This is a genomic window from Fundidesulfovibrio magnetotacticus (assembly GCF_013019105.1).
Classification (GTDB): domain Bacteria; phylum Desulfobacterota; class Desulfovibrionia; order Desulfovibrionales; family Desulfovibrionaceae; genus Fundidesulfovibrio; species Fundidesulfovibrio magnetotacticus.
Genome location: NZ_BLTE01000006.1, coordinates 11,733 through 31,620 on the forward strand (window position 1 = coordinate 11,733; position 19,888 = coordinate 31,620).

Sequence of the window (19,888 nt, forward strand, 5' to 3'; positions counted from 1 at the left end):
GCAAGCGACAAAGAACCATCGATTAATTTTTGGTTCACGGTCTGCACTTCAAGGCCGCGCCACCCGTCTCTCGTCCCCGCAGCCCCTCCCGGCGGGCGCTCAGGGCCAGCCTTCATGCTGCTCGCTTGCGTCCTTTTGGTGAAGAAGTCGTTGCGTTCCTGATTGCGACCCACGAAGTCCGAAACGTACGGTTCCCATGGTCTCGTAAACTCCCAGGCAACGGGGGAGAAGCGATGGGCGCGGCGCGGCGCGTCTGTTTGGGGTTTCGGCGTTGCAGGTCCAACCTGATGATATAATGGATTAAACATTCGGAAGGTCTCCCCGGGGCAGCTTGCGCAGGAAGAAGCGTCACGCCATCGGAGGGAGCCGTCCCGGGGTTGCCTTTTTACAAAAAAGGCATCATTCATGGAATGCGCCTGCCGAATCAAAATATGTAAGGATATGCCCATGAAACTCTCGTCCAAGCTCTACACCGGGTTCTGCGCGCTCTTGGTGCTCACCGCGGGCATCGGCCTCTTCGGCATCCGTCAGATGCAGGCCATCGAAAACGAGACCGAACTCCTCGCCGGGGACTGGCTTCCCAGCATCGTCCGCCTGGGAAGACTTAACGACCACGTGCAGTCCTACAGGCGTTACGAGCTGGTCTACATCCTCTCCACCAACGAGAAGGAAATGGCCCACTACGAGGGGCTGCTCAAAGAAACCCTGGACAAGTTCAAGACGGATCTGACCGAGTACGACAAGCTCATCACCGCCGACCAGCAGGACGAGCGCCGCCAGTTCGACCAGATGAAGGAAGCGTGGGCCAAGTACCTGGCCATCTCTGAAAAGATCAAGAAAGTCGCCGCCATGAACCGGGACAAGGCCGCCGAGATGGCCACCGCCGACTCCGCGCGCCTGATCCAGGAGACCATCTCCATCCTGGCCCGGCTCATCACCGTGAACACCGAGGCGGGCGAAAAGAGCGCATCCACGGCCATGGACGCCTTCTTCTCCGGCCGTGCCCAGCTCATCGGGGCCATCCTGGCGGCCGTGGCCCTGGGTTTGGGGCTGGCCTTCTTCATCGCGCGAAACGTCCTGGGGCAGCTCGGCGAAGACCCGGGATATCTCCAGTCCGTGGCGGGCGACATCGCCGGCGGCAACCTCGACGTGTCCTTCCGCCCCGTGCGCGGACAGGGCGGCGTCTACGCCGTGCTCATCAAGATGGTCGCCACCCTCAAGGAGAAGATCGCCGAGGCCGAGCAGAAATCCCAGGACGCCGCCCGGCAGGCCGAGGCCGCGCTCCAGGCCACGGCCCAGGCCGAGGAGGCCAAGGCCCAGGCCGAACGCGCCAAGGCCGAAGGCATGCTTCAGGCCGCCGCGCGCCTTGAGGACGTGGCCGCCGTGATCTCCTCCGCCTCCGAAGAGCTCGCCGCCCAGGTGGAACAGTCCAGCCGGGGCGCGGAAATCCAGGCCGGACGCGTGGGCGAAACCGCCACCTCCATGGAGGAAATGAACGCCACCGTGCTCGAGGTGGCCCGCAACGCCTCCCAGGCCGCCGAAACCGCCGACCGCGCCAAACGCCGCGCACAGGACGGCGCGGGCATCGTGAACGACGTGGTCCGCGAGATCAGCCAGATGGAACGCCAGGCCGAGGAACTCAAGGGCGACATGACCGCCCTGGGCGCACAGGCCGACGCCATCGGCAAGATCATGAACGTGATCTCCGACATCGCCGACCAGACCAACCTCCTGGCGCTCAACGCCGCCATCGAGGCCGCCCGAGCCGGTGAGGCCGGAAGAGGCTTCGCGGTCGTCGCCGACGAGGTGCGCAAACTCGCCGAAAAAACCATGAGCGCCACCAAGGAAGTGGGCCAGGCCATCGGCGCGGTCCAGGACGGCACGCGCAAGAACATCGCCAACGTGGACCGCACCGTGGGGCAGATCGGCAAAGCCACCGATCTCGCGGGCAAATCCGGCGAAGCCCTCCAGAACATCGTCCAGCTCGTGGACCTCTCCACCGACCAGGTGCGCTCCATCGCCACGGCATCGGAACAGCAGTCCGCCGCAAGCGACGAGATCAACCGCGCCATCGAAGACGTGAGCCGCATCTCCCTGGAAACCTCCGAAGCCATGAACCAGTCCTCCCGCGCGGTGAACGAACTGGCCGATCAGGCCCAGGCCCTCGCCCGGCTCATCGAGGAACTCAAATCCGAAGGCGGGGGGACCGCCGGAAAGCTGCTCGCCGCCACACCGGCCCGGAAAAGCCTCCCCCCGGCCAAACCCCGCTCGCTCAAAGCCTGAGCACGTCACGCCATGAACGCACGGCGGCCGTCGAGGACTTCCTCGACGGCCGCTTCGCGTTGGCGTGTGGAGAGGTTGCGGACGGTGAGAGGTGGGTCGGAGGCTTCATCTCCGTCTGCCCGGCCCTCTTTCGCGGCGAGCCTTGGGCAGGCGCGAGGCGCTCCTCGGGGCCGGAGTTCCTCGGGATCGAGTCCGTCAGGGCTTCCCCGACGCTTTCAGGTGCGCGTAGCGGGCCATCTGCCCCAGGACGATGGCTCCGGCTTGAGCGACGTTGAGCGATTCGAACCCTCCGGGCATGGGGATGTAGAGGCTGCGCGCGCAGCGTTTGGCGACGTTTGGGCGCACGCCGTCTTCTTCGCCGCCCAGGACGAGGACGCAGGGGGTGTCGAAGCGTGCGGTGAAGAGGTTTTCGCCTTGCGGCCCGGCTTCGGCTTTGAGGATTTCGAGCCCGGCGTCGGCGCACTGGTCGAGTGTGCGGGCCAGGTTGACGCACATGTGGACGGGGAGTCGTTCGAGTGCTCCGGCGGAGGCGCGGGAGGCCTGGCCGCCGAGGCGGGCGGCATGGTGTTTGGTGGTGACGAGGCCCGCGCCGCCCAGTGCGAGGAGCGTGCGGGCGAGGGTTCCCACGTTGCCTGGGTCCTGCACCTGGTCGAGGGCGAGGATGACAGGGAGCGGCGCGTTTCGGATGTTGTCGAGGAGTTGTTCGAGGTCCTGGAATTCCTTGGCGGCGGTGAAGGCGGCCACGCCCTGGCGGCAGCCGGGCGCGCTGCGTTCGAGGGCATCCGGCGGCAGGAAGCGGTAGCGCACGCCGGAGGCTTTGCAGGCGTCGATGAGCTCCTTGATGTCCTGGCCTTTGAGTCCCTGGCGCAGGAGGACGTGTTCCACGGTTCCGGGCCTGCTGGTCAGGAGTTCCAGGACGGGCTTGCGTCCCATCACCACGTTGTCCATGGGTTCCACCATCTGTTTGGTCTGCGTTGCGGTTGTCCGGTGTTGCATCGGCGTCGCGGGAGCGCATCAGTATCCGGGCCGTGACTACACAATTTTCACGCAAAAAGCCCGTTGATTCTTTCGTCTTCTTCGGGTAGGCGGGCATTGAGACTAATCGACACGTTTCGAAGCCGGATCACGGCCTCACTCCTCTTTTGCCCATTCGGCTTCGCCCCGCCCTGGAGGCGTAATGCACAAATCGCTGACCTGCCTGCTGATTTTCAGCATGTTGATCCTTTCGGCCTGCGCCAAGAAATACCAGGCCGAAAACGACGACATGCGCCCCAACCTCGACCCCGAATTGGCGCACCCCGATTTTCTGAAGATCAAGCGCCCCCGGCCGCTGACCAAGCAGGAGAAGGAGGCCCTGGCCTCCAAGACGGACATCCCCTTCAACCTGGACGTGCGCGAGACGGAAGAGGTGCAGCAGTACCTCACCTACTTCACGCAGGAACGCCGCGACACCATGGAGAAGTGGCTGGAGCGCGCCGCCCCTCACCTGCCCTACATCCGCGCCGTGCTGGCGACGTACAAGTTGCCGCCGGACATCATCGCGCTGCCGTTCATCGAGTCTGGCTACAACACCATGGCCTACTCCCCGGCTGGCGCGGGCGGCATGTGGCAGTTCATGCCCGCCACGGGCCGCCGCTTCGGCCTCTCCGTGGACTGGTGGGAGGACGAACGCCGCAACCCCTACCTCGCCACCGTCGCCGCCGCAAAATACCTCGCCGAGCTCTACAACCTCTTCAACGACTGGAACGTCGCCCTGGCCGCCTACAACTGTGGCGAGGGCAAGATGAGCCGCGTGATCAACCAGTCCGGCCACACCGACTTCTTCGACATCGCCAAGAACCCCAACCTGCTCAAGCAGGAGACGCGCAACTACGTGCCCAAGTTCCTGGCGGTGCTCAAGATCTTCAAGAACCTCGACACCCTGGGCTTCAAGACCGTCAACTGGGGCGCGGGGCAGGTGCTCGAAGAAGTCTCCGTGCCCGGCGGCACCGACCTTGCCGCCCTGGCCGAAGCCTGTTCCATGAACTGGGAGGAGTTCCACCGGTTCAACTCCGGCTTCCGCCGCCAGGTGAGCCCGCCGGACCGCCAGAGCCCCGTCTACGTGCCCGTGGCCAAGAAAGAGCTGGCCATGGCCTATCTGGCCAACCCCTCCTGCCACGCCTCGCGCGGCATCAAGTCCTACACCGCCGCCGGGCAGGACACCTGGTGGAACCTCTCGCGCCGCACCGGCGTGCCCATCGCCGCCCTGCGCCAGATGAACCCCACCGTGGGCGAGAACGTGGCCCCGGGCCAGACCGTGTACATCCCCCTGGACAGCTCCGCCCAGGACACCGCACTGGCGAACCTCGACGACATCCCGCCCCGGGCCGACGCCCAGCGCCTGCAGACCCACCGCGTGAAAAAGGGCGAGTCCCTGGCGGCCATCGCCAAGCGCTACGGCGTCTCCCAGGCGGACCTGGCGCGCGCCAACGGCGTGAAGTCCGGCAAGGGCGTGGCCTCGGGGCAGACCATCACCATCCCCGTCAAGGCCGGGGCGGCCTGCCCGCCCATGCCCGTTCCCCAGGCCCAGGCCCAGGCCCCGCAGGCCGCCAAGACCGTGGCCATGAAGAAGGGCCTCACCCTGGCCGAGGTGGCCAAAACCAACAAGGTGGACGTGCAGGCCATCCTGGCGCTCAACGGCCTCAAATCCGCCGGGGACGTGAAACAGGGGATGACCCTCAAGATCCCCGCCGAGGCCGTGCAGCCCCAGCTGGCCGCCCAGGCCCAGGCCCAGGCGGGCAAGCTGGCGGCCCTGGCCAAAGGCCAGCCGCAACCGGCGCAGCAGCAGGCCAAGGCACAGCCCGCGCAACAGCCCCAGCCCGCAGTGCAGCAACTGGCAAAAGCCCAGCCGCAGCCCGTCCAGCAGCCACAGCCCGCCGTCCAGCAGGCCAAGGCACAGCCCGCAGTGCAGCAGGCCGCCAAGCCGGACCCCAAGGCCCCGCAGCAGGCCCAGGTCAAGGACTCCCGCAAACCCTCCGGCCCCATCCAGTACAAAGTGGAGAACGGCGAGACCGTGTGGAGCATCGCCCGCAAGTTCAAGGTGGACCCCATCGCCCTGCTCTCCTGGAACAAGCTCGACCGCACCGCGCACCTCAAGCCCGGCGACCGCCTGACCATCAACGTGGACTAGGCCTCGCCCACACGGCACGACGGAAAGAAAAAGCCCCCGCTCTTGCGGGGGCTTTTGCATTGCGGCATCGCCACGCGGGCAGCCGACGCCATGCCGTGCGGCACGGGCCGCGCCGGGTATGCGCCGGAAGGGCGGAGGCTAGTCCACCACCACCATCACGCTGGAGGCCTTCATCATGGCCTTCACGGGCGACCCCACCTTAAGCTCCAGGGACTCCACCGAATGCTTGGTGATGATGGACACCACCTCCACTCCGGGGGCCACCTCGATGACCACTTCGGAATTGACCGCCCCGGGGGTGATGGACTTGACGACGCCGGGGATCAGGTTGCGGGCGCTGACTTTCATGATGTTCTCCTTGGTTTTGCCCGGACGCCCTTGCGTCCGGGGGTTGGGTGCAAGGATAACCACCAACAAAAGTCATGCAAGTACTATTTTTCGTGATTCTTATTGCCGCATCCTTTCGCGTCGATGACCCGCTACGCTACGCGGATGGCAGCACCCCGGGGGCAAGGCGCGTCTCCGTCGGCGCGCCCGGCGAGGGGTCCGTTCGCCCTGCCGGGCGGACAGCCGCAGCGGGCGGCGATCATGCCGAAAGCAGGGGCATGCCCGCCGCCTCGCGTCTAGTCCACCACCACCATCACGCTGGAGGCCTTCACCATGGCCTTCACCTGGGAGCCTTCCTTGAGGCCCAGGGACTCCACGGAATGCTTGGTGATGATCGACACCACCTCCACTCCGGGGGCCACCTCGATGACCACCTCGGAATTGACCGCGCCGGGGGTGATGGACTTGACGACGCCGGGGATCAGGTTGCGGGCGCTGACTTTCATGGAAACCCCCTTGTGGGCGCTGCGAGCGCAGCGTGTTTCCGACCAGTGTAGCCCTTCCGGAAAGTCATGCAAACCAAATCTTGCGTGTCCCTCGACGATGCCGAAGCTCCGGAGCCTGCTCCGGCAGGCTGGGCACGGGGGGCATTGGCGGCAGGGTCCGGCGAGAAGGGAACACCAGGACCCTGCGGCTTGGCGGTTCAGGGCCTTGCCGCCGGACGACAGGGGAAGCCAGACGCCCCCCGCGAGCGCACCCGCGATCGCCCCTGCCGGGCCAGGCCTCCCCGGATGCGAACACGCCCTGCCTGCCCCCACGCAAAAGCCCCCGCTCGCGCGGGGGCTTCCTTCTGGGACCGGACGCGGGGAACCAGCCGGTTCTTCGCGGCCCGGCGGCTCCCGTCCGACAGGCTATTCGCCCAGCCCCTCCAGGGCCTCTTCGACGCTCCAGCCGTCGTGGACGATCTTGGCCAGGGACTGCAGGAGGCGGCCCGGGTGCTTGTGCTGGAAGATGTTGCGGCCCACCGAGAGGCCCATGCCGCCCGCCTGCACCGAATCGAAAACCATGCGCAGGAAGTCGCGGGTGGTGGGGGTCTTGGGTCCGCCCGCGATCACCACGGGCACCCTGGCCCCGGCCACCACGCCCGCGAAGCTCTCGGGGTCGCCGGTGTAGGGAACCTTCACGATGTCCGCGCCCAGTTCCATGCCCACGCGGGCGCAATGGGCCACCACGGCGGGGTCGAACTCGTTGGAGATCTTGGGGCCGCGCCCGTAGACCATGGCCAGCACCGGGATGCCCCAGCGCACGGCGTCCTTGGAGATGCGGCCCATGTCGGCCAGCATGTCGCGCTCGGAGGCGTCGCCCAGGTTCAGGTGCACGCTCACGGCGTCCGCGCCCAGGCTCACGGCCTCCTCCACGTCGCAGACCAGGGTCTTGGCCCCGGGGAAGGGCGACAGGCTCGTGGAGGCCGAAAGGTGCACGATCAGCCCGATGTCGCGGCCCCTGGCGCGGTGGCCGCAGGGCACCACGCCCTTGTGCATGAGCACGGCGTTGGCCCCGCCCTCCACCATGTGGGTCACGGTGTCGCGCATGTCGATGATGCCCTCGATGGGGCCCACGGTCACGCCGTGGTCCAGGGGCACGATGATGGTGCGCCCGGTGTCGCGGTTGATGATGCGTTCCAGACGGATGGTTTTCCCGATGTGCATGAGCGCCTCCTGATGGCGTCTGGGGTTGCGCGTCCGGGCCAAGAAAAACGGGGCCGCGAACGCTCGGTTCGCGGCCCCGCGAAGGGGCATCTCCGTTGCCGGTTGCTAGAAGCGCCCGCCCCGCCGCGCGCCGCGAACGCGGACACCGTAGCAATAATACGCCATGCTGACGGAGGAAGCGGCGACGAAATGGGACTTGCGCATGTCCGAACCTTTAGTCATCCTTGGCTCCGGCTGTCAAGACGGAGGATTTTCATGCGCCGTACCGCTCTGTTCGTGCTTGTCGCGCTGCTCGGGGCCTGCTCCGGGCCGCCCCGCATCGTCAACCCCAACAAGTCGGCCGCCGAGGCCAGGGGCGACTACGACGAATGCCGCGCCCGCTCGGCCGTGTCCACGGCCCTGGCCCCGGCCAAGGAGGCCGAGGCCCTGGCCCAGAAGATCCTGGACGGCTGCATGCGCGCCAAGGGGTACACCGTGGAGGGGCCGTGACCGTAACCCTCGCCACCCTGCCCTCCCTGCCCGGGGCCGCCGCCCTGCCCCACAGCCTGGAGTTGCCCCCCGGCGCGCGCGTTGCCGACGCCCTGGCCCTGCTGGGCCTGGACCCTGGAGCCGTGGTGGCCCTTGTCGATGCCGGACCCGCCGGACCGGACACCCCCCTGGCCGAGGGCTGCCGCCTGGAACTGCTGCCAATGGTCGAGGGAGGGTGATGCTTCTTCACATCATGGGAGCTTTGGCATAGATGATCCCGATGGACCAGCCCGCCAAAGACTCCCGGGACGTTCTCGCAGACGCCTTCGGGCGCGTGGTCAACTACCTGCGCGTGAGCGTCACCGACCGCTGCAACCTCCGCTGCGTCTACTGCCGCCCCGTGAAGGACTTCACGGCCCTGGACCACGCGGACATGCTCTCCTACGAGGAATACCTGCGCGTGATCCGCCTGGCCGCGCCGCTGGGGCTCACCAAGATACGCCTCACGGGCGGCGAGCCCCTGGCCCGGCGCGGCTTCGAGCGTTTCCTCTCCGAGGTGATGGCCGCCGCTCCCGGCATGGACGTGCGCCTCACCACCAACGGCACCCTCCTGGCCGGTCGCGCCCGCTCCCTGGCTTCGCTGGGCCTGGCGGCCGTGAACATCTCCCTGGACTCGCTCGACCCGGAGAATTTCCGGCGCATCACCGGCGTGGACGCCTTCCGCCTGGTGCGCGCGAGCATCGACGAGTGCCTGGAGGCGGGCATCCGCGTGAAGGTGAACGCCGTGGCCCTCAAGGGCGTCAACGACCACGAGCTCCCGGCCTTCCTCGCCCTCGCCTCGCAATACCCCCTGGACGTGCGCTTCATCGAGTTCATGCCCATCGGCGGCGACACCCTCTGGGACTCCTCACGCTACTGGGCCGCCTCGGACGTCCTGGAGCAGGCCCGCAGCCTGGCGGACATCGCGCCCGTGCTCCACGGCGACGAGGGGCGCGGCCCGGCCCGCATGTGGACCATCCAGGGCGGCAAGGGCCGCCTGGGCGTGATCTCCGGGCTCTCGGGGCACTACTGCCGCAGCTGCAACCGCCTGCGCCTCACCTGCGACGGCAGGCTCCGCCCCTGCCTCTACTCCGACAAGGAATACCGCCTGCGCCCGCTCCTGCGCTGCCTCAAGACGAGCGACGAGCGCATCCTCGACGTGCTGCGCCGCGCCCTGGCCCGCAAGCCCATGGGCTACAAGCTCCTGGCCGAGCGCGGCCCCGGCGGCGTGTGCCACAAGCCCATGACCGCCATCGGCGGCTGACCCCTTCGCCTCAAGGATTTCCATGGACAAAGGCTTCCTCGAACTCATCTCCCCCGACGCCTTCCGGGGCATCCTGACCGGATTCGCCCACCTGCCCGGCGAGGACGTGCCCCTGGCAGAGGCCGCCGGACGCTTCCTGGCCCGCCCCGTCACCGCCGGGGAGGACCTCCCCGCCCTGTCCCGCTCCGGCATGGACGGCTACGCCGTGCGCCCCGAGGACACCTTCGGGGCCACCGAGACCAACCCCGCCTACCTGGACCTGGCCGGAACCCTGGACATCGCCGCCGTCTCCCGCGAGCCCCTGGAAAACGGACGCTGCGTGCGCCTGGTCACCGGGTCCAGCCTGCCCCCCGGGGCCGGGGCCGTGGTCATGGTGGAGCACACGCAGGACCTGGGCGCGGGAACCATCGAGATCAGGCGTCCCGCGGCGCCGGGCGAGAACGTCATGCTGGCCGGGGAGGACGCCCGCGCCGGCGAGACCGCCCTGCCCGCCGGAACCCTCCTGCGCCCGGCCGAGATCGCCTTCCTCGCCGCGCTGGGCGTGGAAAGTGTGCACGCAGGGCGCCGCCCCAGGGCCGCCGTGCTCTCCACCGGCGACGAGATCGTGCCCCACGCCGCCCGCCCCCTGCCCGGACAGATCCGCGACGCCAACCGCCCCGCCCTGTTCGCCCTCTGCGCCCAGACCGGCGCGTCCACCTTGGACCTGGGCATCGCCCGCGACGACCTGGGGGCCATCGCCGAGGGCATGGCCCGGGGCCTGGAGGAGGCCGACGCGGTGTTCCTCTCGGGCGGCAGCTCCGTGGGCGTGCGCGACCTCACCGTGGAGGCCCTGGCGCGCATCCCCGGGGCCGAGGTGCTGGCCCACGGCCTGGCCCTCTCCCCCGGCAAGCCCACCATCCTGGCCCGCGCCCGGGGCAAGGCCGTCTGGGGCCTGCCCGGCCAGATCACCTCCGCCCAGGTGGTGATGTTTCTTTTCGGCTGCCCGTTCCTGGAGCGTCTGGCCGGCGACGTCCACGCCTTCACGCGCGCGCGCCCGGCCGTGCAGGCCCGGCTCACCCGCAACCTGGCCTCCCGCCAGGGCCGGGAGGACTGGGTGCGCGTGCGACTGGCCCCCTCCGGCGGTCCGCTCCCCGACGCCTTCCCCGTGCTGGGCAAGTCGGGCCTCGTGAAAACCCTGGTCCAGGCCCAGGGGCTCCTTCGCATCCCGGCCGGCCTCGAAGGCCTGGAGGCCGGCTCCTCCGTGGAGGTCATGCTGCTATGAGCCACAAACGCAACATCTACCTGCGCACCGTGCCCATCCCCGAAGCCCTGGAGCGGGTGAAATCCCTTCTGAACCGCGCCGCCCTGGTGGGCGTGGAGAAAATTCCCACGGAACAGGCCCTGGGCCGCGTCACCGCGAGCCCCGTGACGGCCCGGCTCTCCTCGCCCACGTTCCACTGCGCGGCCATGGACGGCATCGCCGTGCGGGGCGAATCCACCTTCGCCGCCCGCGAGGGCAGCCCCGTGACCCTCTCCCCGGGCGAGGGCTTCGCCCTGGTGAACACCGGCCAGCCCCTGCCCCCGGGCTTTGACGCCGTGGCCATGATCGAACACGTGGTCTTCGACGACGCGGGCAACGCCTCCCTGGAGACCCCCGTGGCCCCATGGACCCACGTGCGCCGCATCGGCGAGGACATCGTGGCCACGGAGCTCATCCTGCCCCGGCGGCGCAAGCTCACCGCCTACGACCTGGGCGCGCTGCTCTCCTGCGGCGTCTGGGAGGTGGACGTCTACGAACAGGTGCGCATGGCCGTGATCCCCACCGGGGACGAGGTGCTCGACTACACCTCCCGCCCCGAGCCCGGCCCCGGGCAGGTGGTGGAATCCAACTCCGTGATGCTCTGCGCCCTGGCCCAGGGCTGGGGACTGGACGCCCGGCGCAGGCCCCCCGTGCGCGACGAGCCCGGGGCCCTGGCCCGCGCCGTGGAGGAGGCCCTCAACTCCCCGGCCCACGTGGTGGCCATCCTGGCCGGGTCCTCGGCGGGCAGCAAGGATTTCACCCGCGCCGTCATGGAGCGCTTCGGAGAGGTGGCCGTGCACGGCATCCAGGCCATGCCGGGCAAGCCCTCGCTGCTGGGCGTGGCCCAGGGCAAGCTCCTGGTGGGCGCGCCGGGCTATCCGGTCTCGGCCGTGGTCTGCTTCGAGGAGCTGCTGGCCCCGCTGGCCGCGTGGCTCTCGCGCTGCGAGCCCGCGCGCAGGCCCAGCGTGCCCGTGCGCCTGGCCAAGGACGTGCCTTCGCGCCCGGGGCTCACGGAGTTCCTGCGCCTGGCCGCCGGTCGCGTGGGCGAAGGCTACTCGGCCATCCCGCTCTCGCGCGGGGCAGGGCTCATCACCACGCTCACCAAGGCCCAGGCCGTGGCCCGCATCGCCCAGGACCGCGAGGGCGTTGCCCGGGGCGAGGTGGTGCAGGCCGAACTGCTGGTCTCCCAGGACGAGCTGGAACGCACCCTGGTGGTGGTGGGCAGCCACGACAACACCCTGGACCTGCTGGCCGACGAACTCATGCGCCTGGATTCCCCCCTGCGTCTGGCCTCCTCCCACGTGGGCAGCCTGGGCGGGCTCACGGCCCTGGCCCAGGGCGCGGCCCTGCTGGCGGGCGCGCACCTCCTGGACACCGAATCCGGCGACTTCAACTTCCCCTTCATCGCCCGCCACCTGCCGGGCGTGGAGGTGGCCGTGATCAACCTGGCCATCCGCCACCAGGGGCTCATGGTGGCCCCGGGCAACCCCAAGGAGATCCAGGGCGTGGGCAGCCTGGCCCGGCCCGACGTGCGCTTCGTGAACCGCCAGCGCGGGGCAGGCACGCGCATCCTCCTGGACTACAACCTGAAGCTCGCGGGCATCGCGCCCTCGCAGGTGCAGGGCTACGCCCAGGAGGAGACCACCCACATGGGCGTGGCCGCCAACGTCAAGAACGGCGCGGCCGACTGCGGCCTGGGCGTCTTCTCCGCGGCCAAGGCCCTGGGCCTGGACTTCGTGCCCCTGGCCCGGGAGCGCTACGACCTCGTGCTGCCCCTGGCCAGCCTGGAGGAGCCGCGCGTGCAGACGCTCCTCGCGGTGCTGGGCGACAAGGCCTTCCAGGGCAAGATCGCGGCCTTGGGCGGCTACGAGACCACCTGGACCGGACGCAGGATGGAGCCCGGCATGGGCCTGCCCCCGGACAACGTGGACATGGCCAACTAGCGGCAGCCGGGAATCCGCCGTCGCACGGAGAGGCGGCCCTCTGGGGGGCCGCCGGGAGCGGCTAGCCGAACAGCCTCGTCCAGAGCGCCGAGAGGGGCATGGCCAGGAACATGGCCGGGACGAGCCCGGCCACGGCGAACTGCCTGATCTCGCAGATGCGCAGGCCCGTGGCCAGGAGCACCAGGCCGCCCACGGCCGAGAAGTCCGCGATCATCTCCGGGGTGGTCCAGGGCAGCACGAGCGACGCCCCGAAGTAGAGCGCGGCCTGCACCGCCAGCTGGGGCGCGGCCAGCAGGGCCACGCTGGCCCCCAGGGTGGCGGCGAACACCGCCGAGGTGAAGAGGTCCAGGATGGCCTTCACCACCAGCAGCGTGGAGTCCCCGGTCATGCCTTCGTTGAGCGCGCCGAACACGCCCGTGCCGCTCACGCAGAAGAGCACCGCCAGGGCCACGAACTTCTCCAGGAATTCCTCCTGGCCCGGCCCCTGGCCCGCGGGCTTGGTCACGGCCTCCACGCCCCGGCGCGCCAGCCCCGCCAGCCGGGCGATGCCCGACTCCAGGCGCAAAAGCTCGCCCAGGAGCGCCCCCAGCACCAGCGCAAGCACAACCGGCGGCAGCGCGTGCACCTTTCCCGTCATGACCACGCCGATGCCCATGGCCGAGAGCCCGAACACCTGGGTCAAGCGCGTGCGAAGCTGCGCCCCCATCCGGCCGCCCAGGAGCGCCCCGGCCAGGCCGCCGAACACCACACAGGCACCGTTCACGTATGGTCCGATCATCGCGCCCTCCAACTTGGGCTCATTTTCCTGTTTTATCCCGGGCCGCGCGGCCCGGGGCGAAGCTCTATCCCCGCAGGCCCCCGGGGGCAAGCCGGAACCCGGCCGTGCGGCGAGACCCCGGGCCCAACGCCCTGCGCGGCCCCAAAATGACGCGCGAATCCAGGCGGATGCATCACGACACGGCGGCTCGCGCCCCTGGCGCTGTGGATTTTTCATCCGGCTTGGAGTAAGCGTTTTGCAAGCGGCCGTCCGGCCGCTTTTCCCTTGCCCGACGTTCCATCACGCCTTGAAGGAGAGCGCATGCCCGCCCACGTTCCCGCCGACCTGCCCGTCCCCGACCTCAACCAGAACGCCAAGGTGGTCCTGGCCAAACGCTATCTGCGCAAGGGCCCCGACGGGAAACCCGTGGAGGACGAGCAGGCCCTGTTCTGGCGCGTGGCCCACGCCGTGGCCGCCGAGGAGACCCGCCACCCCGGCTCCCCCTGGCAGCCCGACGAGCTGGCCCGCACCTTCTACGACCTGATGATCTCCTTCAAGTTCCTGCCCAACTCGCCCACGCTCATGAACGCGGGCACCGAGCTGGGCCAGCTGGCCGCCTGCTTCGTGATCCCCGTGGGTGACTCCATGGACGAGATCTTCGACGCCGTGAAGCACGCGGCGCTCATCCACAAGTCGGGCGGCGGCACGGGCTTCTCCTTCTCGCGGCTTCGCCCCGTGAACTCCCGCGTGGGCTCCACCGGGGGCGTGGCCTCGGGGCCGGTCTCGTTCATGCGCATCTTCAACACCGCCACCGAGCAGGTGAAGCAGGGCGGCACGCGCCGGGGCGCCAACATGGGCATCCTGCGCGTGGACCATCCCGACATCCTTGAATTCATCCGCTGCAAGGAGCGCGAGGGCGAGCTCAACAACTTCAACATCTCCGTGGCCCTCACCGAGCCTTTCATGCAGGCCGTGGAGCAGGGCGAAGACTACGACCTCGTCGCCCCCCACTCCCGGGAGTCCAAGGGCCGCCTCAACGCCCGCGAGGTGTTCCAGCTCCTGGTGCAGAAGGCCTGGGAATCGGGCGACCCGGGCATCATCTTCCTCGACCGCATCAACCGCGACAACCCCACCCCGGCGCTGGGCGAGATCGAATCGACGAATCCTTGCGGAGAGCAACCCCTGCTCCCCTACGAGGCCTGCAACCTGGGTTCGCTCAACCTGGCGCTGCTCAAGTCCGGCGACGGGGTGGACTGGGAGGAGCTCAAGCGCGTCACCCACCTGGCCGTGCGCTTCCTGGACAACGTCATCGACGCCTCGGTCTACCCCCTGGACCGCATCACCGAGATGGTGCGCTCCAACCGCAAGATCGGCCTGGGCGTCATGGGCTTCGCGGACCTGCTCTTCCAGCTGGGCATCCCCTACGACTCCCGCGAGGGCCTCAAGCTGGCCGAGAAGATCATGGACTTCATCCAGACCGAATCCAAGGCGGCCTCCAAACAGCTGGCCCAGGAGCGCGGCCCCTTCCCCAACTTCGAGGCCTCGGTCTACGCCAGCCGCCAGCAGGGCCCCTTCCGCAACGCCACCACCACCACCATCGCCCCCACGGGCACACTCTCCATCCTGGCCGGGTGCTCCTCGGGCGTGGAGCCGCTCTTCGCCCTCTCCTTCGCCCGCCACGTGATGGACGGCGAGAAGCTCGTGGAGTCCAACCCCCACTTCGAGGCCGCCGTGAAGGCCGCCCAGTGCCACTCGCCCCGGCTCATGGAGGAGGTGGCCGCCAAGGGCTCCATCGCCCACATCGACTACATCCCCGAGGACCTGCGCCGCGTCTTCGTCACGGCCATGGACATCACCCCGGAATCGCACCTCAAGATGCAGGCCGCATTCCAGAAATTCACCGACAACGCCGTCTCCAAGACCGTCAACCTGCCCAACGAGGCCACCCAGGACGACATCTGGAAGATCTACTGGATGGCCTACGAGCTGGGCTGCAAGGGCGTCACCGTCTACCGCGACGGCTGCAAGACCGCCCAGGTGCTCTGCACCGGCGACGGCGCGCCCAAGGACAAGCAGGGCGAGCGCGCCGAATCGCGCGTGCGCAACCGCCCCGACGTGGTCTACGGCTTCACCCAGAAGGTGAAGACCGGCTACGGCGACCTCTACCTCACCGTCAACGAGGTGGACGGCAAGCCCTTCGAGGTGTTCGCCACCATCGGCAAGTCGGGCCGTTCCATCACGGCCAAGGCCGAGGCCATCGGCAGGCTCGTGTCCCTGGCCCTGCGCTCCGGCGTGGACGTGGCCGACGTGGTGGGCCAGCTCAAGGGCATCGGCGGCGAGAACCCCGTGTTCCAGAAGAAGGGCCTGCTGCTCTCCCTGCCGGACGCCGTGGCCTGGGTGCTGGAGCACCGCTACATGCAGGGCCTCAAGCGGGCCGACGACGTGCGCTCCCTCAACGCCCCCACCTGCCCGGAATGCGCCGAGGAGCTGGTGTTCGAGGAAGGCTGCTACGTGTGCAAGGCCTGCGGCTTCACCAAATGCGGCTAGATAGGAGCCCCAGGCCGTGATCTCCGCCGTCCAGCTCACCCACGCCTTCGACGAGCACCTGGCCCTGCGCGCCGTGAGCTTTCGCGTGCGCAAGGGCGAGTTCTGCTTCCTCACCGGCCACTCCGGCGCGGGCAAGACCACCCTGCTGCGCCTGCTCCACGGCGACCTGCCCGTGCAGCGCGGCAAGGCCTCCATCGCCGGGTACGACCTCTCCGGGCTGCCCCGGAAGAACCTGCCCTTCCTGCGCCGCGACGTGGCCGTGGTCTTCCAGGACTTCAAGATCCTCATGGACCGCACCGTGCGCGAAAACGTGAGCCTGCCCCTGGAGGTCTGCGGCCTGCCGCGCGAGCAGATCGTGCGCCGCGTGGACTCGGTGCTGGCCTCCCTGCACCTCACGCGCATGGCCGAGCTGCCCTGCCTGTCGCTCTCCGGCGGCGAACAGCAGCGCGTGGCCATCGCCCGGGCCATGGCCGGGGGCCCCAAGGTGATCCTGGCCGACGAGCCCACCGGCAATCTGGACCTCAACCTCGCCCAGCGCCTCATGGAGGTGTTCAAGCAGTTCCACGCCCACGGCGTGACCATCCTCATGGCCACCCACAACATGGAACTGGTGCGCGCCACGCCCCAGGCCCGGGTGCTGAGCCTCGAAGCGGGCTTCCTGCTGGCCGGGGGCGAGGAGGAGGACGAACAGGGCCAAGCCGACGACGGCATCGCCCCCGAAGAGGAGGCCCCGGCATGATCCTCTTCGCACGCGCCCTGGCCCGCGCCCTGGACCTGATCTCCCACGCGCCGGGCCTGCACCTGATGGCCGCCGCCGCGCTGGGCCTGACCTGCTTCCTGGCCGGGGCCTTCGGCCTGTTCCTCTCCAACCTGGACCACCACCTCACCAGCCGCCAGGGCCACGCCCAGTTCCAGGTCTACTGGCGCCCCGGCACGGACATGGCCCAGGTGCGCTCCCAGTGGGAGGCCATCCGCGCCATGCCCGGGGTGGATTCCGTGGTGGCCTTCACCCCGGACCAGGCCCTGGAGACTCTGAAGAAGACCATCGGGCCGGGCTTCGATTTCAGCTGGATGACCGTGAACCCCCTGCCCGCCACGGCCCTGGCCTCCTTCCGGGTGAACTCCGCCGAATCGCGCCCGGCCGAGGCCTTCCTGGACCGCCTGAACGCCCTGCCCGGGGTGGAGAAGGTGCGCATCAACCCCATGCAGCTCGACGTGGCCATGGCCTTGCGCGCGCTCTCGGTGAAGGCCCTGGTGCCGCTGTCGCTCTCGCTCTCGCTGGCCATCGCCCTGCTGGCCTACCTGGCCGCGCGGCTGTGCCTGGAGGGCCGCCGGGCCGAGGCGGAAATCCTGCGCCTGGTGGGCGCGCGGGAGTGGTTCGTGCGCCTGCCCTGGACCGTGAGCGCCGCAGCCACGGGCTTCGTGGGCTCCTCGGTGGGCCTGGGCGCGCTTTTCGCCGTGCAGAATTCCCTGTCCGGAGTGCTCAACGAGCCGCCCCTGTGGATCAAGCTGGGCCCGCTCCCTCTGGAAGAAGCACTGGTGATGACGCTGTTGGCCGTGGTCATGTCCGCCCTGGGCGGCTGGCTGGCCGCCTCGGGGGACTAGCCCCCCTCACCCCGTCCAGGCCAGGGCGCGCTCCACCGAGCCGCCCGGATCGGCCGCGCGCAGGAAGCCCTCGAAAGCCGGGAGCCTGCCCTGCTCCAGGGCGCGCAGCCGGGCCAAGCGCAGTTCCTCCAGGCCTTCGCGCGCCCGGAAGGCCTTCAGATCCGCCAGGCCCAGGGCCGCGCCCAGGCGGTAGTCCTTCGGCCGGTGCAGCGTCAGGGTGGAGAGGTGCGCCACGCGCACCAGGTCGCTGCCGGGCAGGCCGCGCAGCAGCGCCTCGATGCGACGGCACGTCTCCAGGTCCCGGGGGTCCAAGGCGTGCGCCAGGTGCAGGAACTCCACCGCGCTGGCCGCCAGGTGACGCTCCGGATCGAAGGCGAAGCCCGGACGCCAGAGCGCGCCCCGACGGGCCAGCGCGCCGGACATGCCCCGGCAGATCCCCGCCGGTGTCCGCGACTCCAGGGGTGGCTCCCCCGAGGCGCGGGCGAACAAGGCGTAGGCCCCGGCCGCCGTTTCGGCCTCGCCCAGGCGCAGGGCCAGGGCGCAGGCGCAGGCCGCCAGCCCCGCGTGGCCAGCCCCCGGGCCGGAGAGCAGCCGCAGGCATGGCCCAAGGGCCTCCCGCGCACGCCCCGCCAACGCCAGAAGCGCCCCCAGGGCCGCCAGACACTCCGGGTCGCCCCCGTATCCGCCCACCCCCTCCAGAACCTCGTCCCGTGGCGCGGGAAGATGCCCCGACTCCGTGCAGCGCGCCGCCGACAGCCAGAAGAGACGCCGCGCCTCCGCCCCCGCGGGCGCGACACGCTCCGCCGCAAGGGCCAGACGCCCCAGGGCCTCCACGCGGCGCTCCGGCAGGTGCTCGCGCGCGTGGCGCTCCCGGGCGGCGCGGCCCAGCCGTTCGGCCAGGGCCGGGTCGGCCTCCAGGCGCGCCAGGGCCTCGTCCAGCTCCAGGACATGGGAGTAGGTGAGCACCTCCCGGTCCGGCTCGAAAAGATCCTCCAGGCCGTTGTCGATCAGGGGGTCCACCACGGCGCACCCTGCCGAGGCGCTCAGGAAGAGCCTCTGGGTGATCTCCCCCTGGATGGACTCCCCGGGCGCGACACGCGCCGAACAATACGCCGGGAGAACCTCCGCGTGGGGGAGATCGCCGTGAACGAAAGCGCTCCAGCGTTCCCGAAGGTGTTTGACGAAGCCGGCGCGCACGGGCCTGTGCCCGGTGACACGGCCCACGAAGGCCGTCCGGTGGGGCCTCTCGGCGTGGGGTATCCAGGGTGCGGGCGGCGCGCTCCAGGTCACCCAGTCCTTGCGGGCCTTTTCCGCGCCCAACAGCCCGGCCCAGTGCTTCTGGGTGGCGGCCACGGCGTCGAAGAGCGCGGCGTAGGGGGCCTGCCAGTGGTGGTTGAGGTGCGGGTCCAGGCTCCAGAACACCTTGGGGCAATCCAGGCGCTCCAGGCCCTGAAGGAGCGTGCGCGGGGCCAGGCGTTCGTCTTGCAACAGCAGATCGGGCTCCAGGCCCTCGCGCTCCAGCAGCGCCGCCACGTCCACGATGCCGGGCGGGACCTCCAGGCCGCGCACCGCCGCCGGGAAGGCCCCGAGCGCCCCCGGGAGCTGCGGGGTGATCCAGACGGCCAGGGGCCGGGCGGGATTCACGGCAGCGGGCCGGTCCGGGCGAGCTGGGCGTGGCGGAAGCAGCAGGTGAGGTGGTCGTTCACCAGCCCGGCGGACTGGAGCAGGGCATAGACGATGGTGGAGCCCACGAAGGTGAAGCCCTGGGCCTTGAGGGCGCGGCTCACGGCGTCGGAGAGGGGCGTGGTGGCGGGCGTCTGGTCCATGCGCTCCCAGGCGTTTTGGACGGGCGTGTTGTCCACGAAGGCCCAGAGGAAGGCCGCGAAGCCGCCGTGGCGCTCCTGGGTCGCCAGGAAGGCCCGGGCGTTGCGCGCGCTGGCCTCCACCTTGAGGCGGTTGCGGATGATGCCCGGGTCGGCCAGGAGGCGGGCGAAGTCCGTGGGGCCGTAGGCGGCCATGGTCTCGGGGTCGAAGCCCTGGAAGGCGCGGCGGAAGTTCTCGCGGCGCCGCAGGATGGTCAGCCAGGAGAGCCCGGCCTGGAAGCCCTCCAGGATGAGCAGTTCGAAGAGGGCGCGCTCGTCCCGCAGGGGCGTGCCCCACTCGCGGTCGTGGTAGTCGGTGTAGAGGGGGTCCGCGCCGGGCCAGGGGCAGCGGGTCAGCCCGTCGCCCGGGGGGGTCACGGGGCGCCCCGGTCCAGGCGCAGGGCCATGCGTTCGGAGAAGAGGTAGAGGCAGTCCACCATGAAGGCGTACTCGGGGCACTCCTGACGCCACAGGGCCATCACGTCCTTGAGGCTTTCCCGGGCCGCCTCGATGTCGGCCAGGGATTCGGCGTTGTTGAGCCGGGCCAACAGTTCCAGATATTCGTCGGAATCGAAGGCCGTCACCGCCGCGCGGCCGATGCGTTCCTTGTCGAGGCCGTCCCAGACGCCTTTCATG

General features: G+C 69.7%; 18 protein-coding genes. 10 read left to right on the top strand and 8 right to left on the bottom strand.

Features of this window, described 5'->3' with window-relative positions:
- Positions 1-447: 447 nt before the first annotated feature.
- A complete protein-coding gene (locus tag NNJEOMEG_RS07670; RefSeq protein ID WP_173083013.1) occupies positions 448-2,283 on the top strand; it encodes a methyl-accepting chemotaxis protein in 1,836 nt (611 codons plus the stop codon).
- A 195-nt stretch (positions 2,284-2,478) separates the two neighbouring features.
- On the opposite strand, the gene NNJEOMEG_RS07675 is transcribed toward NNJEOMEG_RS07670, so the two are convergent.
- Entirely contained in the window at positions 2,479-3,231 is a 753-nt protein-coding gene (locus tag NNJEOMEG_RS07675) for a TrmH family RNA methyltransferase (RefSeq protein WP_235956876.1), read from the bottom strand.
- 229 nt (positions 3,232-3,460) lie between these two features.
- Here NNJEOMEG_RS07675 and NNJEOMEG_RS07680 point away from each other — a divergent pair, with 229 nt between their 5' ends.
- On the top strand, positions 3,461-5,452 hold the full coding sequence (locus NNJEOMEG_RS07680; protein WP_173083017.1) for a LysM peptidoglycan-binding domain-containing protein: 1,992 nt from the start codon (positions 3,461-3,463) through the stop codon (positions 5,450-5,452).
- A 138-nt stretch (positions 5,453-5,590) separates the two neighbouring features.
- On the opposite strand, the gene NNJEOMEG_RS07685 is transcribed toward NNJEOMEG_RS07680, so the two are convergent.
- From NNJEOMEG_RS07685 to NNJEOMEG_RS07695, 3 genes are all read right to left on the bottom strand, one after another.
- Positions 5,591-5,800 carry a TOBE domain-containing protein gene (locus tag NNJEOMEG_RS07685; protein ID WP_173083019.1) on the bottom strand — a complete coding sequence of 70 codons (210 nt, stop codon included), beginning with the start codon at positions 5,798-5,800 and terminating at the stop codon, positions 5,591-5,593.
- Between the two features lie 275 nt (positions 5,801-6,075).
- Positions 6,076-6,285: a TOBE domain-containing protein gene (locus NNJEOMEG_RS07690; protein ID WP_173083021.1), complete on the bottom strand. Its 210-nt coding sequence runs from the start codon at positions 6,283-6,285 to the stop codon at positions 6,076-6,078.
- Positions 6,286-6,690: 405 nt separating this feature from the next.
- Positions 6,691-7,488: a 2-amino-3,7-dideoxy-D-threo-hept-6-ulosonate synthase gene (locus NNJEOMEG_RS07695; protein WP_173083023.1), complete on the bottom strand. Its 798-nt coding sequence runs from the start codon at positions 7,486-7,488 to the stop codon at positions 6,691-6,693.
- A gap of 255 nt (positions 7,489-7,743) precedes the next feature.
- On the opposite strand from NNJEOMEG_RS07695, the gene NNJEOMEG_RS07700 reads away from it, so the two are divergent.
- From NNJEOMEG_RS07700 to NNJEOMEG_RS07720, 5 genes are read left to right on the top strand one after another with little or no spacing between them, the layout of a single operon-like run.
- Positions 7,744-7,977: a hypothetical protein gene (locus NNJEOMEG_RS07700; protein ID WP_173083025.1), complete on the top strand. Its 234-nt coding sequence runs from the start codon at positions 7,744-7,746 to the stop codon at positions 7,975-7,977.
- Positions 7,974-8,195, top strand: coding sequence for a MoaD/ThiS family protein (locus NNJEOMEG_RS07705; RefSeq protein ID WP_173083027.1), 222 nt, complete (start codon positions 7,974-7,976; stop codon positions 8,193-8,195). Before NNJEOMEG_RS07700 ends, NNJEOMEG_RS07705 begins: the two co-directional genes overlap by 4 nt.
- 32 nt (positions 8,196-8,227) lie before the next feature.
- The gene (gene moaA, locus NNJEOMEG_RS07710; RefSeq protein WP_173083029.1) at positions 8,228-9,259 is read left to right on the top strand and encodes a GTP 3',8-cyclase MoaA; all 1,032 of its coding nucleotides are present in this window, start codon (positions 8,228-8,230) and stop codon (positions 9,257-9,259) included.
- Positions 9,260-9,281: 22 nt separating this feature from the next.
- Positions 9,282-10,520 carry a molybdopterin molybdotransferase MoeA gene (locus tag NNJEOMEG_RS07715; protein WP_173083031.1) on the top strand — a complete coding sequence of 413 codons (1,239 nt, stop codon included), beginning with the start codon at positions 9,282-9,284 and terminating at the stop codon, positions 10,518-10,520.
- Positions 10,517-12,481: a molybdopterin biosynthesis protein gene (locus NNJEOMEG_RS07720; protein ID WP_173083033.1), complete on the top strand. Its 1,965-nt coding sequence runs from the start codon at positions 10,517-10,519 to the stop codon at positions 12,479-12,481. The genes NNJEOMEG_RS07715 and NNJEOMEG_RS07720 overlap by 4 nt, the downstream gene beginning before the upstream one ends.
- A 61-nt stretch (positions 12,482-12,542) precedes the next feature.
- On the opposite strand, the gene NNJEOMEG_RS07725 is transcribed toward NNJEOMEG_RS07720, so the two are convergent.
- Positions 12,543-13,244, bottom strand: a complete 702-nt coding sequence (locus NNJEOMEG_RS07725) for a DUF554 domain-containing protein (protein ID WP_235956877.1) — start codon at positions 13,242-13,244, stop codon at positions 12,543-12,545.
- A gap of 315 nt (positions 13,245-13,559) precedes the next feature.
- Here NNJEOMEG_RS07725 and NNJEOMEG_RS07730 point away from each other — a divergent pair, with 315 nt between their 5' ends.
- From NNJEOMEG_RS07730 to NNJEOMEG_RS07740, 3 genes are read left to right on the top strand one after another with little or no spacing between them, the layout of a single operon-like run.
- Positions 13,560-15,785 carry a vitamin B12-dependent ribonucleotide reductase gene (locus tag NNJEOMEG_RS07730; RefSeq protein ID WP_173083037.1) on the top strand — a complete coding sequence of 742 codons (2,226 nt, stop codon included), beginning with the start codon at positions 13,560-13,562 and terminating at the stop codon, positions 15,783-15,785.
- Positions 15,786-15,801: 16 nt separating this feature from the next.
- Entirely contained in the window at positions 15,802-16,524 is a 723-nt protein-coding gene (locus NNJEOMEG_RS07735) for a cell division ATP-binding protein FtsE (protein WP_173083039.1), read from the top strand.
- Entirely contained in the window at positions 16,521-17,390 is an 870-nt protein-coding gene (locus NNJEOMEG_RS07740) for a cell division protein FtsX (RefSeq protein WP_173083041.1), read from the top strand. Before NNJEOMEG_RS07735 ends, NNJEOMEG_RS07740 begins: the two co-directional genes overlap by 4 nt.
- A gap of 6 nt (positions 17,391-17,396) precedes the next feature.
- On the opposite strand, the gene NNJEOMEG_RS20945 is transcribed toward NNJEOMEG_RS07740, so the two are convergent.
- The 3 genes from NNJEOMEG_RS20945 to NNJEOMEG_RS07755 are packed head-to-tail and all read right to left on the bottom strand — an operon-like array spanning position 17,397 to position 19,887.
- Positions 17,397-19,034, bottom strand: coding sequence for a glycosyltransferase (locus NNJEOMEG_RS20945; protein WP_173083043.1), 1,638 nt, complete (start codon positions 19,032-19,034; stop codon positions 17,397-17,399).
- On the bottom strand, positions 19,031-19,630 hold the full coding sequence (locus NNJEOMEG_RS07750) for a DNA-3-methyladenine glycosylase I (RefSeq protein ID WP_235956878.1): 600 nt from the start codon (positions 19,628-19,630) through the stop codon (positions 19,031-19,033). The genes NNJEOMEG_RS20945 and NNJEOMEG_RS07750 overlap by 4 nt, the downstream gene beginning before the upstream one ends.
- Positions 19,627-19,887, bottom strand: coding sequence for a hypothetical protein (locus NNJEOMEG_RS07755; protein ID WP_173083045.1), 261 nt, complete (start codon positions 19,885-19,887; stop codon positions 19,627-19,629). Before NNJEOMEG_RS07755 ends, NNJEOMEG_RS07750 begins: the two co-directional genes overlap by 4 nt.
- Position 19,888: the final 1 nt, after the last annotated feature.

Excerpts from the sequence above, each read along its gene's own strand:
- NNJEOMEG_RS07670 (WP_173083013.1), top strand. The coding sequence starts at position 448 with ATGAAACTCTCGTCCAAGCTCTACACCGGGTTCTGCGCGCTCTTGGTG.
- NNJEOMEG_RS07740 (WP_173083041.1), top strand. The coding sequence starts at position 16,521 with ATGATCCTCTTCGCACGCGCCCTGGCCCGCGCCCTGGACCTGATCTCC.
- moaA (WP_173083029.1), top strand. The coding sequence starts at position 8,228 with ATGATCCCGATGGACCAGCCCGCCAAAGACTCCCGGGACGTTCTCGCA.
- NNJEOMEG_RS07675 (WP_235956876.1), bottom strand. The coding sequence starts at position 3,231 with ATGGACAACGTGGTGATGGGACGCAAGCCCGTCCTGGAACTCCTGACC.
- NNJEOMEG_RS07720 (WP_173083033.1), top strand. The coding sequence starts at position 10,517 with ATGAGCCACAAACGCAACATCTACCTGCGCACCGTGCCCATCCCCGAA.
- NNJEOMEG_RS07730 (WP_173083037.1), top strand. The coding sequence starts at position 13,560 with ATGCCCGCCCACGTTCCCGCCGACCTGCCCGTCCCCGACCTCAACCAG.
- NNJEOMEG_RS07755 (WP_173083045.1), bottom strand. The coding sequence starts at position 19,887 with ATGAAAGGCGTCTGGGACGGCCTCGACAAGGAACGCATCGGCCGCGCG.
- NNJEOMEG_RS07700 (WP_173083025.1), top strand. The coding sequence starts at position 7,744 with ATGCGCCGTACCGCTCTGTTCGTGCTTGTCGCGCTGCTCGGGGCCTGC.
- NNJEOMEG_RS07715 (WP_173083031.1), top strand. The coding sequence starts at position 9,282 with ATGGACAAAGGCTTCCTCGAACTCATCTCCCCCGACGCCTTCCGGGGC.
- NNJEOMEG_RS07680 (WP_173083017.1), top strand. The coding sequence starts at position 3,461 with ATGCACAAATCGCTGACCTGCCTGCTGATTTTCAGCATGTTGATCCTT.
- NNJEOMEG_RS07690 (WP_173083021.1), bottom strand. The coding sequence starts at position 6,285 with ATGAAAGTCAGCGCCCGCAACCTGATCCCCGGCGTCGTCAAGTCCATC.
- NNJEOMEG_RS07685 (WP_173083019.1), bottom strand. The coding sequence starts at position 5,800 with ATGAAAGTCAGCGCCCGCAACCTGATCCCCGGCGTCGTCAAGTCCATC.
- NNJEOMEG_RS07695 (WP_173083023.1), bottom strand. The coding sequence starts at position 7,488 with ATGCACATCGGGAAAACCATCCGTCTGGAACGCATCATCAACCGCGAC.